This window comes from Betaproteobacteria bacterium (assembly GCA_016720925.1).
Classification (GTDB): Bacteria; Pseudomonadota; Gammaproteobacteria; order Burkholderiales; family Usitatibacteraceae; genus UKL13-2.
In genome coordinates this window covers 81,862-98,888 of sequence record JADKJR010000004.1, presented here as the reverse complement: position 1 = coordinate 98,888, position 17,027 = coordinate 81,862, and the positions used below count along the sequence as shown (strand labels likewise).

Genomic DNA, 17,027 nt, shown 5'->3' with positions numbered 1-17,027 from the left:
GTACAGCCTGTCGCGTTGACCACCGGCGTCCCGCCCTGCGCCCTACTCCGCCGCCATCGTATCGTTGATGTGACGCGCGGCATATTCTCCTGCGCGAATGGCCGGCTGACCTGTTGAAATTGTCCGCAGGTCCTGCGGTCGCGAGATACCGAATCCCTGCGCAAAATCCACACCGATCCCGCGCAATACTTCAAGCGTACGTTCATCTTCCACACATTCGGCAATCGTGCTTACGCCGATCGCCTGCGCAACCCGGTGAATGGCCTTGACCCGCGCCAGATCGACGGCGCTTCGCAGGACATTCAAAATCAGACTGCCATCGATCTTCAGGAAATTCACCGGCACCTGCCTGAGCAGATCGAATGAAATTCGATTGCCGTTGAAGCCGCAGATGGCACAACTGCACCCTTCCGGCTGCAACTGGGCGACAAACCGGCTCGCATCAGCCGAGCGACTCAAAATATCGTTCTCCTGGAGCTCAAAGCAAAGCAGCGAACCGGGCAGGCCAAAATCGCGCAGCGCTTTCTTGACGAACGCCGGAAACTCGTGGTCCGCCAGCGTTTGCGGCGAAATGTTGATGCTGTACATCGCTTGTTGCCGGGTCGCGTCAGCGCGTATCCAGCCGAGTACATGGCGAACCACCCACCGGTCCAGGTCCGGGAGCATGCCGTACTTTTCGGCGACGGGCAGGAATGAACCGGGCGGCAGCATGTTTTCCTCTTCCACCTTCAGCCGCAGCAGGATCTCCCGGAACGGCAACGCGCTTCGGCCTGTCGTGACAGGCACGATCGCCTGGAAGAACAGGCAAAACTCGTCGTGCGCAAGCGCATGCTGCAGCAAAACGGCGTCGTCGTCATGCTCGGGCGCCAGTTCGACGATGCGATCAGACAGCGGCGCGGGCGACAACACGACCGGCATTTCGATGGTCGGCATCGGGAAAGGCGGCAACGCAAAGTCCTGCGGCCCGGTAATGTCAGTCGACAACAGGAAAACCCCCACCACCTGACCGGTTTCATTGAATTGCGGCAGGCACTGCATCAGTAGCCGGAAGGTTTCGCCCGCCGTGGATTTATGCAAACGCTCGCGATGCGCCATGCTGCCGTCAAATGCGCGTGACAGATCGCCCTCCAGTTCACCGTAGACGACATTGCCGACAACTTCGCGCAAGTGGCGGCCATCAATGTGGCTGACCGCCGCGCCCAACCCATGGCGGAAAGCGCGATTGTGGTACTTGAGTTGGTGTTGATCATCGACATAGGCGAGCATCGCGGGCAGCGATTCATGCAGGTAAGTGATGTTGTCCGCCACGCCCGCCAGATCCTGCTCGGCACGGGTGCGCAGGCGGGCTTCATTGGCCAGGTTTTGACGCGCCTGTGACAGCTGTGCATTGCGCCGCGCGATCATCCACTCGGCATGGATGGAGCGGCTGGCGAGCGACAGGACGGCTGCGCCCAGGACGCCGCTGAAAAACGTAAACCATTGCCATTCCAGCAACGTGAAGTACATGGTGAAGAGCACCATCGCGACCAGCAGCAGCGCGCCAATGGCGCCTGCATACGGCGCAATCCGGCGAAAAACCCAGCGCATTTTCCCCCGGCGAGCAGGCGCGTCTGGTGCCGGCTTCAAAGCGGATCCGCCGCTCGCGAAGTACGCGAAAGGGCCGCCGCGGGCAAGCCAGCTCATGCGGTGAACTCCAAAATCATGGCTTTGAGCCATTCATTCATGCTGCATCGCCATCATGGCACCTTCATGGAGAAATCGCGCGGTCATGCAAGCGGTCATATACGCGGTCATGCAAACCCGGCGGGACTACGGGGCGGCTATACACATTGTTCGTCCGGCACGACGCCAATCCCATCGGGCAATCCCTTAGTCCCTTCCGCGAAAAGCCTGATAGTGGCCACGGAAAAACCGGTGGTCGTTTGGCTTGACCAGCCTATGAACGTTGCCCACGTCAGTTCTCCGCGCATCGTCTTTGGACTGGTAACCATACGTTCGCCAACATGTCCGATTTCCACCGGTTCGAACGCCAGGGTTCGCACCTCGACATCCGCGCGCGCCAATTCGGCTGGCTCCATATTCGACGCGTAGCGCGACCGGCGTGCGTCGCATGCCCGATAGTCTGCCCCGAGTCGGTTACGCGAGCACCTGGTCCAGCGATCTCGCGAGCTTGTCGATGATCTCGTCAAGCTCGGCCTCATTCACAATATATGGCGGGGCCAACATGACGTGGTCACCGCTAACGCCATCCACCGTGCCACCCATGGGATAGCACATGAGGCCGTTGTTCATCGCCTGCTGCTTCAGACGCGCATGAATTCGGCGCTTCGGGTCGAACGGTGCCTTGGTAGCGCGGTCTTCCACTAATTCGAGCGCCTGAAACAGGCCGCGCCCGCGAATATTGCCGACATGCGGGTGATTGGCAAAGCGTTGCTGCAAGCGCTGCACGAGCGTCTGCCCGCGTGCCCGCACCTGCGCAAGCAGGCCGCGTTCCTGGATCGTACGCTGCACCGCGAGCGCCGCGGCGCAACCGGTGGCGTGACCGGTGTAGGTATGGCCGTGCTGGAAGAATCCCGTGCCATTGACCACGGCGTCGTAGATGCGCCCACTTGCCAGCAGCGCGCCAATCGGCTGGTAGCCGGCGCCCAGCCCCTTGCCGATGCAGATCAGGTCCGGCGCGACGCCTTCCGGTTCACAGGCAAACAGCGTTCCGCAGCGGCCCATGCCACACATGACTTCATCGAGAATCAGCAACACGCCATATTTGTCGCACACCTCGCGAACGCCCTTGAAGTATCCGGGCACCGGCGTCACGCAGCCTGCCGTGGCCCCGCCGACGGTCTCGGCAACGAACGCGATGACCTTGCCTTCGCCGAGGCGCTGAATTTCCGCTTCAAGTTCGCGCACCAGCCGCTGCCCGTACTGCACTTCGTTTTCGGACGGTAGCTGATCGCGATAGGTGTAGCAAGGGGCGACGTGAGAAACCTCGACCAGCAGCGGCTCGAATTGCTGTCGCCGCCACAGGTTACCGCCGGTGGCGAGCGCGCCGAGCGTGTTGCCGTGATAGCTTTGCCGGCGCGCGATGACATGCTGGCGCTGCGGTTGGCCGATCTCGGTAAAGTACTGGCGCGCCAGTTTCAGCGCCGACTCGATGGCCTCCGATCCGCTGCTGCAAAAGTACGCACGTTCAATGCCCGGCGGCGCCTTGGCGATCAGTTCATCGGCCAGCGTTTCCATCGGCTGGTTGGTGAAGAAAGAAGTGTGCGCAAAGGCGAGCTGGTCCACCTGCGCCTTGATCGCAGCCACCACGCTGGCGTCGCTATGACCGAGACAGGAAACCGCGGCGCCACCCGACGCATCGAGATAACGCTTGCCGCTGGCGTCGACGATGTAGCAGCCATCACCCCTGACGGCGACCGGATAGTCCTGCTTGGGATTGCGGTGGAAGACGTGTGCCATTTTCCGTTTTGATTCTCATTGGTTAATTGACAGCCTGCCACCGCGCGACGCAGCCTCAAGCCGATGGCAATCCTCTAGCACCGACGCGCCTTTCCAGCCATAAACGCCTGGAAAGTCCCGTCAAATGGCGATCTACGCTTGATTATGCCGGGGAGCAATCTTCCGTGGCGTCGTTTTCGACTATTCCTTCAGATCATCCTGCAACGTAACCGGAGCAATGTTTTGTCAATGCGTGGCGGTGGGTTCAAATTGATCGGCAAACAAGTATAAATAGCGGCGGGCGCAATCTCCAAGCGACTTGCAACCCGTCCCCGATCCCGATTCGCAAATCCGCCAATCGGACGACTAACGCCCTTCCGCAACGCCATCCCGCCTGGGATCGGCCGCACCAATCCAGCCGCCCAGCCCATCACTCGCGCCACCCACCCCGCCCGCCACGCCAGCATTGTCGCGGCGCATCAAAAATCCCAGACCACTGGTCATCGGCAACACATCGACGTCATGCCCCTTGGCCGCGAGTGTCGCCGACTGAGACGCCACCGCAGTATCTTTTTCCAGTTGCAGCTTGCCGCGTATCGCCGTGGAGACATGACCCCGCGCCAGCGCCTCCGCAGGTGTGCGCTGATTGGCCAGCATCTCCACCAGGCTGGCACTGATGTAATCGACAATCTGACCACCACCTGCCGACCCGCCGACAATAAACGGCTTGCCGGATCGGTCAAACACAATGGTGGGCGCCATCGATGTCACGGGACGCTTGCCCGCCTGCATGCGGTTGGGCGCGGCCTGGCCCGCGCGCGGTGCGGCGGAGAAATTGGTCATCGCGTTATTCAGCACGAAACCATCGACCATCAGGCGCGAGCCGAAATTGAGATTGATCGTCGTCGTCATGCTCAGCGCATTGCCCGCCGCATCCACGATGGCAATCTGGCTCGTCGCATCCGCGGTTTCAGGCTGCGATGCCTCGACCGGCATGATCGCAGCAGCCTTCGCTTCCACTACGCCGGCGCTCACGTCCTTGGTCATGCGCGAAGAATCGATTCGCTGCGCACGATCGCGCACATACGCACCCGCAACCAGGGCATCCGCCGGCACGCTCACAAAGCCCGGATCGCCGACGTAGTGCAGTCGATCCGCCTGCGCCAGTCTTCCCGCCTCGGCATAGTAGTGGACAAACGCCGGATCATCGAAATCGAAGCGTGCCGCGCCCGGCGCGGCGGGCTTGCGCGCTTCCAGCATCTGCAACATCTGCAGTACCACCACGCCACCGAACGACGACGGGCCCATCACGCACACCGAATACGCAAGGAACGGCGCGCAAACCGGATCGCGGGGCTCGGCACGATAGGCGGAAAGATCCGCCTCGGTGATCAGCGAATGGCGATATCCACGCTGCGCAGACGCGACCAGCGCCGTGCCGGCGCCCTCTTCCCACAGGCCGGCCGGCCCGCGCGCGGCGATTCGCTTCATCGTGATTGCATACGCAGGATTTGTCACGGTCGCGCCGATCGGCCGCACCTTGCCATCCGCGCCAAAAAAAAGCGGCACCATATCCGGATGTTCGCTTGCGGCGGTCGGTGTGGAAAGAATCTTGTGCATGTACGCGGGCATCGGGAAACCGCTTTGCGCAAGTTCGATCGCCGGCGCGAACAGCGCGGACCATTGAAGCTTGCCGTAGCGTTCATGCACCATCTTCAGCACCGCCAGTGTCCCGGGAACGCCCACCGTGCGACCGCCGCGCTGCACATCTTCGCTTTTCAGTGTGCTGCCATCGACGTCAATCGTCAGCGCAGCCGTGACATTGGACGGCGCGGCGGCCAGACCATCGTAGCTGGTAAGTTTCCCCGCGGCGGCATCCCAATTCATGATGAGCGACCCACCGCCAATGCCGGACGATTGCGCTTCGACCAGACCCAGCACCATCTGCGCCGCGATCGCCGCATCGATCGGGCTGCCGCCCTGATCGAGCATCCTCAGCGCCGCGCGCGTGGCCAGCGGATGCGCGGTGACGACCGCCTGCTTCGCGGGTTGGGTGGCAATTGAACGGGACAATCCTTGGGGCGTCGGCGACAACAATTTGCCGGATGGCGACGGATAAGCGCACGCACCCAGAAGTAAGAGCGTGCCAACTTTCAAGAACGGCCGGCAACAACATGACATGAACGGTTTGATCATGAATCCTCCCAAGGCAAAGCTCCCCCGCATGACGCTACCGGCGATTGACAACGCCATGCGCCATGCCTATCAACGATTCGGCAGGCTCCATAGCCATGCCGCGACCACTGCGCAAAAGGCTGCTGGCACCCACTGAAATGGCGCCGACACGATCCACCATGACCAGGCCGCGCTCAGCACCATCATGACGGTGGCGAATTGTTTCGCGCGCAGTGGCACCGCGCGGTGTTCGCGCCAGTTTCGCACCATCGGCCCATAGCGCGGATGGTGCAGTAGCCAGCGCTCCCAGCGTTCGCTGCCACGCGAAAAACAAAACGCCGCCAGCAACACAAACGGCGTGGTCGGCAACAGCGGCAGGAAGATGCCGATGATACCGAGCAGCAACGCCAGCCAGCCGGCGACCAGCCACAGCGCGCGCTGCGAACGAATGGTCCAGTGATGTTTCACCGGTGCCGACCGGGCAGCAGCCGCGTTAACGTCAAGGTGCCCAGGTTCAGTCGCCACGAAAACTTTTTTCAGTATTGTCCACGCTCAGCTCAACAATGTCGCCGCGAGCCCCATCAACCCCAAGCCCAGCGCCGCCAACGCGTCACCCGCGATGAGTCCCCCGCCCATCAGCGAAGTCGTGCTCATGTCGCTGGGCAGCGCTGATTTGCTTTCGCCATTGCCGCTCCCATTACCGTTGCGGCTTTCCTTGCGCTTGGCAAAGGTATCCACCACGCTGGAGAAAATGCCGCCGGCTGCGAACCACGCCGAAGTCGGCAGGTTGACGAAGCCGCCGAAAGACGATGCGTACGGCGACGGCAGGATCGCGGCGTCGAGCGCGAAATCGGTGGCAAAACCTGCGCGGCTGTTCGCGATCCATTTCTGATAGCGCTCGCTCGCCTTGATCCATTGACGCAACAACTGCGTCACCAGGCCGATGGCGACGCCAAGCCAGATGGCGGTGCGCTGATAAGGCTTGTCGTCGGTCAGGCTGCGCAGCGCGCCGACAAATTTATAGGTCATCGCAGAGGTCCATTTGTCCGGCTGCTGGTCGGCCGCGAGCGTCGTCTGATCAATATTGAGGATCGGATACGCGGACATGAACAGCTTCGCGAACACCACCGCCATGACCGCCCCCATGACGATGCCGGCAACCTGATAACGGAACTGGATGACGCGATTGGTGCCGAGGCGCCAGCCGGTGGAACGATCCTGTTGCATGTCGACGCCGGTAGAAGTGGCGATCAGCAGCACGCTGGCCGCAAGCAGGCCGGCGATGGGATCTTTCAGGCCCAGTGCCGCCATCAGCACGACGGTGACGACAAAGGCAGACGAGATCGGGTTCGAGTCGGTCATGCCGGTGGAAATGCCGTTGACCATCACGAACACAAACACCAGCACCACGGCAAAGATCAGGTAGCCCACCGGGACATTCATCAGCTGAGATCCCACCACGATGATGGTCACGCCCCAGAACGCCACCCAGGCAACCAGGCGGCCCATATGGACCTTCTTCCAGTCTTCTTCCACGATCTTGGGCGCATTCGCGGTCTCACGCGATTGCTTCCAGGCGCGCCACAGGATCTGGCTCACGTCCACCAGCGCCGCGCCCATGATCATGCCGAGCGCGATCAGGAAGGTGATTTTGCGGAACGGCTCGCCCGCTTTCAGCCAGCCGATGGAAATGAAGTACGGAATCAGCGCCCAGCCGGCGAGGCCACCGGCGATGGCGGCGATACCGATGCGCGCGCCGACGATCATGCCCGCACCGAACGTCGAGGTGGAGAGATCGATTGCGCCCAGGAAAGCAGTTTTCGCCGCACCAATGCCGCCGGCAATACCCAGCGCCATGCCACCGAACAGACGCGATACCGATTGCCTCAGCAATACCGGATCGGTCAGCGCCCGCAGAATATTGGCCACAGCGAGGCCAGAGGGAAAGTTAAGCTTCAGGCGATCCACCAGGATCGGTGTGTACAACATGCCGACGCCAACCCCGAACATGCCGATGCTCATCATGTACAGGATCAGCACCCAGGTCGGCGGCTGCGGTAATCCCAGCCATACCATCGCCTGGATGACCACAGCCATTCCGCTCATGCCCGCCACCGAGGCGGCCGTAGTCTGGATGTAGTTGGCGCCGTGCTTGCCCTCGGCGCCATATCCATATGTCACCACCGAGCCCAGGATGCCCGCCAGTACCTGCCCGCCAACAAAGAAACCCAGCGAGAAATTCATGTAAGAGGCCGTCACCCCGCCGAGCGGGCCAAGTATCAGGATGCCGACAATGCCAAGCAGCGCGTAATACTTCCACGTGCCCAACGTCGGCAGCCAGCTCCAGCGGGGAGCGGTTGAGGATGCAGGAGTAGTCGTCATGATTCGCCTTTGTGGGATCGCGCCCGGGGTCAGGCCTGCAATCGGGTGCTGGGGAAACGTGCTGCATTGTAAAGCCCCGCGATGCGAAGTGACCAGCTGCCACTCTTGAATATTCATCGACGGGGTAACATTGAGTAGCACCCACGCGGCTCCTGTCAAAATGCCGGTTCCGTGCGCCTCCGCATTCGGTAGAATCTGAACGCTATCCGCAATTTGCAATTGCCCTGTATCCGTTTTACTGACCCCAACTTGCGTGCGTGCAACGCATGAATATGGCGCACCTCATCCCCGAACTTATTCAAGTGACCCGCGCCACAAAGTACCCGATCCTGCAACGCGTTGGCGCTGCGCTATTCACCTTGCTCGCCATGTGCCCGCCCGGCGTCCATGCAGAGACATGGCCGAGCAAGCCGCTGCGCTGGATCGTCGCCTATCCGGCCGGCGGCGGCTCCGACTTTCTGGCGCGCCAGCTCGCACCGCAATTGGGGAAGCAACTTGGCCAGCCTGTCGTCATCGACAATCGTCCGGGCGCGGCGGGCATGATCGGGACGGACATTGCCGCCAAGGCAGCGCCGGACGGATACACCATCGTCACCGGCGACAACGGCGCCATGGTGTTCCACGGCGCGATGTATAAGAAAGTGCCTTACGATCCGCATGAACTCGCGCCAATCGGCTTGATGGCGCGCTTTCCGCTGATCCTCGCGGTAAATACCGCCTCGGGCTTCAACAGCGCCAGACAGCTGATCGAAGAACTCAGGAAGCGTCCTGGCATGTACAGCTACGCCTCACCCGGCGTCGGCAGTCCGCATCACCTGGCGATGGAGTTGTTCATCGAACGGACGAGGACAACGATTCTGCATATCCCCTACCGCGGCACCGCGCTGGCGGTGCAGGATGTCATCGGCGGTCAGGTGCCGATGATGGTGCTGGATACCGCCGCCGGGCTGCCGCAGATCAAGGGCGGCAACGTCAGGGCGCTCGCCGTGATGTCGAAGGCACGCATTCCGTCGCTGCCCGACGTGCCGACGCTCGACGAGATCGGCCGCGATGCCGGTTTTGATGCAGGATTGAAAGATTTCGAGGTGACCGCATGGCAGGGGCTGTTCGCGCCGAAGGACACGTCACCTGCGATCATCAGCAGGCTGACCGCTGAAATGAACCAGGCCATCAACGCACCGGACATACGCGCGCGGCTGGAAGCATACGGCCTTGAAATCATGCCGACCGACGGGAAAGCGTTGGCATCGTTTATCCAGCGCGAGACGACGTTCTGGCACGCGCTGATCCGGGCGCGGAAACTGTCCGCCGAGTAACTCGCCGGACGGGGAGCTTGCGGCGTCTCGCCATGTCAGCAAACTCAAGAACTGGCGCGGCGCTCAGGGCCTTTTCGGCCTGAAACGCCCGCCAAATGGCGATCCGCGATTCACGGTGGGTGGATTCAACGCACCGGCCCACCGCGATCGCTAACGGGCTCGCCAGAATCGGAATCACAATCGCCGCGATAATCCCTAGCACGGCAAGCGCCAATGAAGCCATCAGTAAAATTCCTGCAAGCCGCCAGAATTTTTGCTGGTGCTGCAGTGCTGCCTCCGTCGATTCCGCAAGTCCATCGGCCATCAGCCGGCCGATGGCGCTCGAACATCTGACGCTCCAACACCCAGAGGATTTGCCTTCTTTAGCTGCCTGCGACTTCAGATCAACCAGCCGGGCCGCACCAGCAACACAACGCCCAGCGCCAGCATCACAAGCCCGCTCAGGAGCTTGAGCCATCGGCCTGTGTGCTCCGTCAGCTTTCGATTGCCCAAGGCTACCACCGCCACCGTGACCATCAGGGTGTCATCGGCAATGTAGCCCAGGATGTACAGCCCCAGGTAGCCGTAGTGCGCCGCCGGGCTCACGCTCTGCTGGGTCAGAACGGCGGTGTAAATGGCGGGCAGCCCCGCCGTGCACAGCAGTTCCATGAAGTTCACCACCACGGCCAGCACGGCCACTGCCAATAGCGAACCTGGGAGCGCCTCGGCGTTGAGCACGGCGCGCACACGCGCATATATGCGTGGCTTGGCGGATTCCGGAATGGAGAACGAGATGCCCTTGCCAAACGCCATGAAATCTTTCACATTGACGGCACCCACCAACAGGGCGAAGGCGGCAAGCACCCAGCGCACCTGAGTGGACAGGCCGACCGCCAGAAAGACATTCAGCCAGGCCGCCATGAACGCGTAGTACACGGCGCCGCTGACCAACACAAAGGTGCCGGCGACCAGCGCCATGCGGCGCCGGTCCTGCAGGCGCACCAGCAGGGATAGCAAGAACAGCAGCACCCACATGGCGCACGGATTGAAGCCGTCCAGCAGGCCCAGCGCCAGCGTGAAAAGCGGCAAGCCCATCTGCGACGCGCTGAGGGTGCCAAAGAGGCGCGTTTCGACCTTGCTCGGCGCCACGGTTTCCTGATCAATCAGGGCCAGGACCACCGGGCCGCTTTCACGGGCGTCGCCAAAACCAACCAGCACCCGCCCCTTGACGACAAACGTCGGAACACCTGGCGGCCCGGTGCCCGCGCTGCGGGACAGCGCCATCAGTTCGTCACGCGCGGAAGGGTCCTTGTCCACCGCCCGCAACACGATGCGCAACTGCGGCCGCTCACGCGCAAGCTGTTCGAGGAACACCTTGGCATCCGCGCAATGCGGGCAGCCGTCGCGCACGTACACCACCAAGGCGACAGACGTCTGGTTGGCGGGCGCATCGGACGGTGTCTGCGCCAAGCCCGGAGAAGACGCGCAGCCCAAAGCCAGCACCGCGGCAAGGGCGCGAAAAACACTGAGAACCCAGTAAATGAAGCCGCTCACAAAGCCACCTTAACGGACAACACGAATACCTTTCATTTTGACGTTAAAGCTGAAGTCGGACGGACCGGTGTTGGCCGAAACGAGTCCCTCAATTGTAAGCCTGCAGCCGACTAACTGCGGATATTCAGGGGTCCCGGAGGCGGGCGATAGACGTTAGCCGTAACCAGCGATGGATCCACCTGCGTGCGCGTTTCGCCTGAGTTGCATTCGCAGGGCTGTCTCGAGGCGGCCTCGCAAATAACGAAGATGAAGGATTGGATAGATGTTGAAGATTAGTTGAACCGCCACGAAGAAGGTTCCGGTGTTGTATTGGCCGGTTATGCCGAGGTAGCCAATGTATGGCGTGAACATGACTGCAGCGTAGAAATGGATTGCTTCGGCGGAAGCGGCCCGCCGATAAAGTCCGTGTAGGTCAGGCGCCTGGGGTGAGAGGTAAACGTTGGTGTTGAGGTAACGAAGGGGAGGGTTGCGAAGGAACGCCCCAAACCGCAGCACCCCAAGCCGCCGATAGATCCTCCCTGTCTGCTCCCAAACGTGAACCTTGTTGAGAGATCTTGGCATTCGAAACATGAAGATCGGCTCTGCGACCTTGGCTAGGCCCATGAAGTAGAACATCAATAGAAGCGCGAGCCATGGTGAGGTGACCCCGATGACTCGCGCAAGCATGACGAAACTGACAGCGAACGCAATCGCGGTCCCAGTGACCGCCAAGACGCGGCGCAATAGCTGCATACGGGCCATCTCTTCGCTAACGACGGAGTAAAAGGAGTCTGGTCATGGTCGCGTCGTGGGGTGTTTCAATTGGAAGTTCAAGCCGAGGAGCCGCACGTGGCCGGATGCAGAACATCAAACGCCGGATGAATAAATAGAAGCAAGAACACGCTGTATTCGTTCTGACGCAAATACCGCCCCCCAAAGACAAAGAAGGCAAAGGACCACTAACATTATTGCGGGAAGGCCAAATTCTTCGGCTTTAAGGACGACTGACGCGAACCCGCCTGAAACGGTGCTCACCGCGATTAGGTAGAAATGACAGACTCCGATAGAGGGTTTCTTGTCAACTGCCTATCCTTTGCCGAGGACGAGTATGACCATTAGTACATCGTGCCGAGATTCAAACGGAAGATCAAGTCGATCGGCTTGTGATGGCCGAAACGAGAGTGTCAATTGCAAGCTCCAATTCGTCAAAGCAAATGAAGTCGCGATTCATTGTGGCCGCCACAGAAATGTAAGCCCTGGAAGCATTGAATTCCCAAGCGTCGGAACCTGGTTTATGGAGCTTACAAGATGCGCCGCAAGCCCGGTAGGCGGCGGCCGATGTCGGCCACAGCGAAGCTGGCAGTAAGTCCGGTAAGTGTGAGAAGCGCGACAAGGGCATAAGTGTTCTGCGGCAAGGTGCGAAAGAGCATCGCCAGAGCGATTATGACTGGGGCGTGCAACACAGTAAACGCCGAAGGAACGGTCGGAAAGCCAGCGCAAGAGTTGGCTTTCGATGTTGCATTTGCGCGAAAACAACGCAAGCAAGCCGAGCGAGAGGCCAACGCCGGCGAGTTGCTCCCACACGGCGTAACCGAAAGACTGCCAGCGCCAACCTCCAAAGAACGCTTCGGGTCCCGCCGCTCTAGAACCGATGATGATGATCGCGAGCAACAGCACCGGACCGCCGAAAAGGGCCAGCCTACCAGCGGTGCGGGCGCACGAGGACGAAGCCAGTGGAAGTAGCCAACCGTGACGTGCTGCGTGCCAGCCTGCCAGAAAGAACGCGATGTATTGCACGAAGAAACACAGCTGCATGTTTAGCACGTTAGTCCCGATGGGCTGCACGAGGCGCATAGCGAATGAACCGAAACCGAGAACAAGCGCGAACAGCAAGAGGAACGCGCCGGTTGGGGCGGTAGCAGGCCGTGGATCATTGGACAAAGGTCGCATCGAGCGCCACGCTGCGAATATCAGACTAAAAAGTAGCAACGCAACTACGAACCAAAGGGGGCCTGTGGAGCCGAGGAATTTCCCCGTGCGAAGATAATTGACGTAAAACGCAGCCGGAGGGCCGAAATTGAAGTTCCACGGATTCAACACCAACAGAATGAAGGGGTGAATCACCAGCATGTAAAGCAATGCTGGAAGTCCGAGACGAAGTAGACGCTCGCGGACGAAGGCACCGACGCCGCGGCGGGCGATTGAGCCATGTGCAAAATAGGCGGAGATGAAGAACAACAGACCCATGAAAAATGACTGGAGATGAGCCTGCCAGAGAATGAACGGCACCTTCGCGGCCAGCGTGGGTTCCTGCGCACTCATGAAGTACCAATCGCCAACATGGCTATAAGTCACGCACGCATGAAGGTTGACGACCAGCACAATCAGCAACGTACGAAGATTGTCGATCCAGGGTAGACGGTCGGAAGAGGCTGGAGTAATGCGGGCACCTTGCGGGATGGTGAATATGGCTAACGTTGCGGGTAACGGGCCGAATACAAGCGGCGAAGCCGGCTGTGGGCGGTCCGGTTGACCCGCCGGTTAGGCCGCACTTTTGATGCGCACTGCATTTGCTTCGGGTTTCCAATCGCGCCTGAGAAGACCGTAGATCCAAGAGTCAGAAACTTCTCCAGCGACGATGCAGTCTTCTCGCCTCATACCTTCTCGCGCGAAGCCGAGCTTCTCAAGTACGCGCGCGGACGCGGCATTACGGGTGTCGAGTTCGGCTTCCACTCGGTTCAGATCGAGTACGTCGTAAGCCCAATGCAACATGGCTCGCACGGCTTCCGTTGCATAGCCTTTGCTCCAGGCGGGTTCGTCTAGGCAGTAGCCGATTCCGAGACTCCGATATACCGGGTTCCAGCGAAAAATGGAGCACCAGCCAATGAACAAGCGCTCCGCGCCGGTCTCTATTGCCAGCCGTGCACCGCTTCCGTCCTCTTCCATCTGTCTGCACGCTGCGATGAAGGCCTGTGCGCGGGCGCGGTCGGTCCAAGGCGGTGCATCCCAATAGCGAAGAACTCGCGGGTTGCTTTGAAGGGCGTAGATCGCCTCCGCGTCGGTCTCCGCAAAAGGACGCAGAAGTAGTCGCGAGGTTTGTAGTGTTGGTGTCCGCAGTGGCATGTATGTGCGGCTAACGATGGTGTAGGAAATGCCTGGTCATGGTTGCATCGTGCCGATATTCAAATCAATTGGGAGATCAAGCTGAAGGACCGGATGTGGCCGAATCCTGCCCGTCGACTGTAAGCCAGCGCTGGAGCCCGAGGAACCTGTCAGGTTTATCAAATCAGACCTTCAATGACTTCATGTTAATTCATTCGACAGACATGAGTCCTGGCCGACAGGCTTCATTGCTACCGTCAAATAATAACCCAGCGTGACGCATGGAACCAGTGCGATCCTTGCACGCCACAAGGAAAGTCTGGCGAGGCATGAAAGCCAATATCTCTCGCGGTCAATGCGCCAATAGCGATCAGCGGTGATACGATTGTTCTTACGGCTCACGGCACGATCGAACGCCGGTCATGCGTGGGCCGTGCATTGGTCGAACGTTGGTTTACCGCCGCGCGCAAACATCGAATCACTCCTGCCACCCCCAATGACTTCTCCGCAAACAACACCCGCTCGACCGAAACCCGACATTGACTTGCCCGAAGTCGAATTGGCCCGGTGCCTGACCTGGCTGCAACTTGGCTGGCGGGACCTGCGGCGGCATCCGGCGATCGGCATCGCGCATGGCCTGGTCATGGCGGTATTCGGCGCGGTCATCTTCGGTTTTGCACGCGATCGCTTCTGGCTACTGGCAGGCGCATTTTCCGGCTTTTTGCTGGTCGCACCGGTACTCGCCACGGGTCTGTACGCCGTCAGCCGCGCACTGGAAAAAAATGAGCCCGCCTCCTTCGCCACCGTGCGCGATGTGTGGGGGTCGGGCGATGGCTGCATGATCCGATTCGGCGTGTTGCTGGCACTGTCCGGCACCGGCTGGGTGCTAACTTCCGCCGCGATGATCACGCTGTGGGCGCCGCATCCCATCAGCGGGCCGGCGGATTTCCTGAAGTACGTCGTGATCAGCGATTCGTGGCTGTTCGAAGCCTGGGTGGTGCTGGGTGGCATTCTGGCCGCGCCGGTATTCGCCTCCAGCGTGATCGCGATGCCGATGCTGCTCGATCGCCATGTCAGCATGCTGACGGCGGTGCTGACGAGTTGGCGGGTCGTGATGACGAATCCGCTGCCAATGGCGGCATGGGCGACTGTGATCATGCTGCTTGCCGCGGTCGGCATGGCGACGGCGTTGCTGGGATTGATCGTGCTGATGCCGCTGCTGGGGCACGCCAGCTGGCACGCGTATCGCGATCTGGTCCGGGACGAAGTCTAGTGTTCAACGTCACGGAAGCGGAGTTCGCGCAGTTCGGCCTGACCTTCGGGCTGGGCGCGTTCATGTTGTACATGCTGTTCATCATCTACAAACTTGCGCAGGATTCGAAAGCCGGCAAGCTTGGCACTTTTGTGTTGTTCCTGGTGCTGGCCTTTGGCATGATCGGCTTCATTGCCAAAGGCGTGATCAAGATGGTGATGGGAATTCAATGACGCCAACCTGATCGCCCCGATGAAACCTTCATTTTCCTGAATGCCGCGGCAGGCGACGATTCCAACTTACCCGGAGAGACACATGCACCAGCTCAGTCGAAACTTTTCTCAGCACCGCGTGGTGTTATTGGCGGCATTGCTCGGCCTCGCGTCGATATTCGCGCCGGCATTACAAGCACAGGCCACCTACCCCAGCCGCCCGATCGTGATGCTGGTCCCGCAGACCGCCGGCGGCACCAATGACATTGTTGGCCGCGTCGTGGGCCAGAAGCTCGCCGAGATCCTTGGCGCGTCGATCGTGGTGGAGAACCGACCCGGCGCGGGCGGCAATATCGGCACGCAGGCAGCCGCCCGTGCACAGAAGGACGGCTACACCCTGCTCATGACCATCAGCAGCAGCCAGGCGATCAACCCGGCACTCTACAAGAATCCGGGCTTTGATCCGGTGAAGGATTTCAAGCCCATCAGCCTCATCGGCGCGGTACCGAACGTGCTGCTGGTGCACCCGTCGTTTCCGGCGAAATCCGTTGCCGAATTATTGGCGTTGGCCAAAGGCAAGCCGAACGAATATCAATATGCTTCGGCCGGCAACGGCACGCTGAATCACCTGCTAGGCGAGATGCTGGGCAGCATGGCCGGCGTGCAATTGCAGCACGTGCCTTACAAAGGCGTCGCACCCGCGCTGAACGATGTGCTGGGTGGCCAGCTGCCGATGCTGTTCGCGAGCCTGCCTTCCGCGCTTTCGCACATCAAGGCCGGCAAGCTGCGCGCGCTGGCGGTGAGCGGTGCTGCGCGCTCGCCTGTACTGCCCGACGTACCGACCATCGCCGAGACCGTCCCAGGCTACAACGGCACACTCTGGATCGGCCTGTTCGCGCCGGCCGGCGTCGCGCAAGACGTGCTGGCCAAGTTGCAGGATGGCATGGGCAAGGCGCTCGCCACCAAGGATCTGCGCGACAAACTGGAGCAACTGGGCGTGGAACTGGCGGCGCCCGCGGACAAACCTGTTACACCCGAGCAGTTTGCGGCGATCCTGAATGACGACATCATCAAGTGGGCGCGTATCGTAAAAACTTCCGGCGCCTCGGTCGACTGAAGCATGCTGTCCGATATCCGAATGAAAACGCTCGCCTGTTTGCTTGTTTTCGTCGCCGCAACCGCGCACGCGGAAACGCTCTACAAAGTCGTCGGGCCTGACGGGCGCATCACGTACACGGATCGGCCGCCTGCCGACGGCAAATCAACGACCACACTTCGTATCGTGGACGCACCCTCCTCGCCATTGCCGCCATCAGTATTGAAGTATCAGGCGGAATTGCAGAAGAGCATGCAGAACCGCCTGGCGCAGATGAAGAAAATGGATTCATCCGATACGCCGGTACTTTTCAGCGCGAACTGGTGCGGCTATTGCAAGCAGGCGAAAACGTATTTGCAATCCAGGGGAATAAGTTATCAGGAGATCGACATCGATACCCCTGACGGCGGTCGCGCATATTTTGAGGCAGGTGGCCGGCAAGGTGTGCCACTAATCGTGGCCGGCGGCAGGCGACAACAAGGATTTTCCGCGGGGTCCTATGACAGCTTCTTTGGCGCAAAGAAATAGCGGTAACGCCGCCT

The 17,027-nt window shown here is 60.5% G+C and carries 14 protein-coding genes; 5 read left to right on the top strand and 9 right to left on the bottom strand.

What is annotated here, in order from left to right; genetic code table 11:
• Positions 1 to 42 precede the first annotated feature (42 nt).
• The 5 genes from IPP88_06725 to IPP88_06705 all read right to left on the bottom strand — a co-directional run bounded on the left by IPP88_06725 (position 43) and on the right by IPP88_06705 (position 7,995).
• Positions 43 to 1,683 carry an EAL domain-containing protein gene (locus IPP88_06725; GenBank protein MBL0122425.1) on the bottom strand — a complete coding sequence of 547 codons (1,641 nt, stop codon included), beginning with the start codon at positions 1,681 to 1,683 and terminating at the stop codon, positions 43 to 45.
• A 453-nt stretch (positions 1,684 to 2,136) separates the two neighbouring features.
• On the bottom strand, positions 2,137 to 3,459 hold the full coding sequence (locus IPP88_06720) for an aspartate aminotransferase family protein (protein MBL0122424.1): 1,323 nt from the start codon (positions 3,457 to 3,459) through the stop codon (positions 2,137 to 2,139).
• A gap of 345 nt (positions 3,460 to 3,804) precedes the next feature.
• Positions 3,805 to 5,691: a gamma-glutamyltransferase family protein gene (locus IPP88_06715; protein ID MBL0122423.1), complete on the bottom strand. Its 1,887-nt coding sequence runs from the start codon at positions 5,689 to 5,691 to the stop codon at positions 3,805 to 3,807.
• A gap of 12 nt (positions 5,692 to 5,703) precedes the next feature.
• Positions 5,704 to 6,081, bottom strand: a complete 378-nt coding sequence (locus tag IPP88_06710; protein MBL0122422.1) for a YbaN family protein — start codon at positions 6,079 to 6,081, stop codon at positions 5,704 to 5,706.
• 84 nt (positions 6,082 to 6,165) lie between these two features.
• Positions 6,166 to 7,995, bottom strand: coding sequence for an OPT/YSL family transporter (locus tag IPP88_06705; GenBank protein MBL0122421.1), 1,830 nt, complete (start codon positions 7,993 to 7,995; stop codon positions 6,166 to 6,168).
• Between the two features lie 266 nt (positions 7,996 to 8,261).
• On the opposite strand from IPP88_06705, the gene IPP88_06700 reads away from it, so the two are divergent.
• Positions 8,262 to 9,311, top strand: a complete 1,050-nt coding sequence (locus tag IPP88_06700) for a tripartite tricarboxylate transporter substrate binding protein (GenBank protein ID MBL0122420.1) — start codon at positions 8,262 to 8,264, stop codon at positions 9,309 to 9,311.
• A 378-nt stretch (positions 9,312 to 9,689) separates the two neighbouring features.
• Here the strand turns inward: IPP88_06700 and IPP88_06695 are convergent, their stop codons facing one another.
• The 4 genes from IPP88_06695 to IPP88_06680 all read right to left on the bottom strand — a co-directional run bounded on the left by IPP88_06695 (position 9,690) and on the right by IPP88_06680 (position 13,946).
• On the bottom strand, positions 9,690 to 10,790 hold the full coding sequence (locus IPP88_06695) for a glutaredoxin family protein (GenBank protein MBL0122419.1): 1,101 nt from the start codon (positions 10,788 to 10,790) through the stop codon (positions 9,690 to 9,692).
• A gap of 207 nt (positions 10,791 to 10,997) precedes the next feature.
• Entirely contained in the window at positions 10,998 to 11,576 is a 579-nt protein-coding gene (locus IPP88_06690; protein ID MBL0122418.1) for a hypothetical protein, read from the bottom strand.
• A 474-nt stretch (positions 11,577 to 12,050) separates the two neighbouring features.
• Positions 12,051 to 13,214, bottom strand: a complete 1,164-nt coding sequence (locus IPP88_06685) for an acyltransferase (protein ID MBL0122417.1) — start codon at positions 13,212 to 13,214, stop codon at positions 12,051 to 12,053.
• Positions 13,215 to 13,364: 150 nt separating this feature from the next.
• A complete protein-coding gene (locus IPP88_06680) occupies positions 13,365 to 13,946 on the bottom strand; it encodes a GNAT family N-acetyltransferase (protein MBL0122416.1) in 582 nt (193 codons plus the stop codon).
• Between the two features lie 475 nt (positions 13,947 to 14,421).
• Between IPP88_06680 and IPP88_06675 the strand changes: the two genes are divergently transcribed.
• From IPP88_06675 to IPP88_06660, 4 genes are all read left to right on the top strand, one after another.
• Positions 14,422 to 15,198, top strand: a complete 777-nt coding sequence (locus IPP88_06675) for a DUF2189 domain-containing protein (GenBank protein MBL0122415.1) — start codon at positions 14,422 to 14,424, stop codon at positions 15,196 to 15,198.
• Entirely contained in the window at positions 15,198 to 15,410 is a 213-nt protein-coding gene (locus IPP88_06670; GenBank protein ID MBL0122414.1) for a DUF2788 domain-containing protein, read from the top strand. The genes IPP88_06675 and IPP88_06670 overlap by 1 nt, the downstream gene beginning before the upstream one ends.
• Before the next feature lie 82 nt (positions 15,411 to 15,492).
• On the top strand, positions 15,493 to 16,506 hold the full coding sequence (locus IPP88_06665) for a tripartite tricarboxylate transporter substrate binding protein (protein ID MBL0122413.1): 1,014 nt from the start codon (positions 15,493 to 15,495) through the stop codon (positions 16,504 to 16,506).
• 21 nt (positions 16,507 to 16,527) lie between these two features.
• The gene (locus tag IPP88_06660) at positions 16,528 to 17,013 is read left to right on the top strand and encodes a glutaredoxin family protein (GenBank protein ID MBL0122412.1); all 486 of its coding nucleotides are present in this window, start codon (positions 16,528 to 16,530) and stop codon (positions 17,011 to 17,013) included.
• Positions 17,014 to 17,027: the final 14 nt, after the last annotated feature.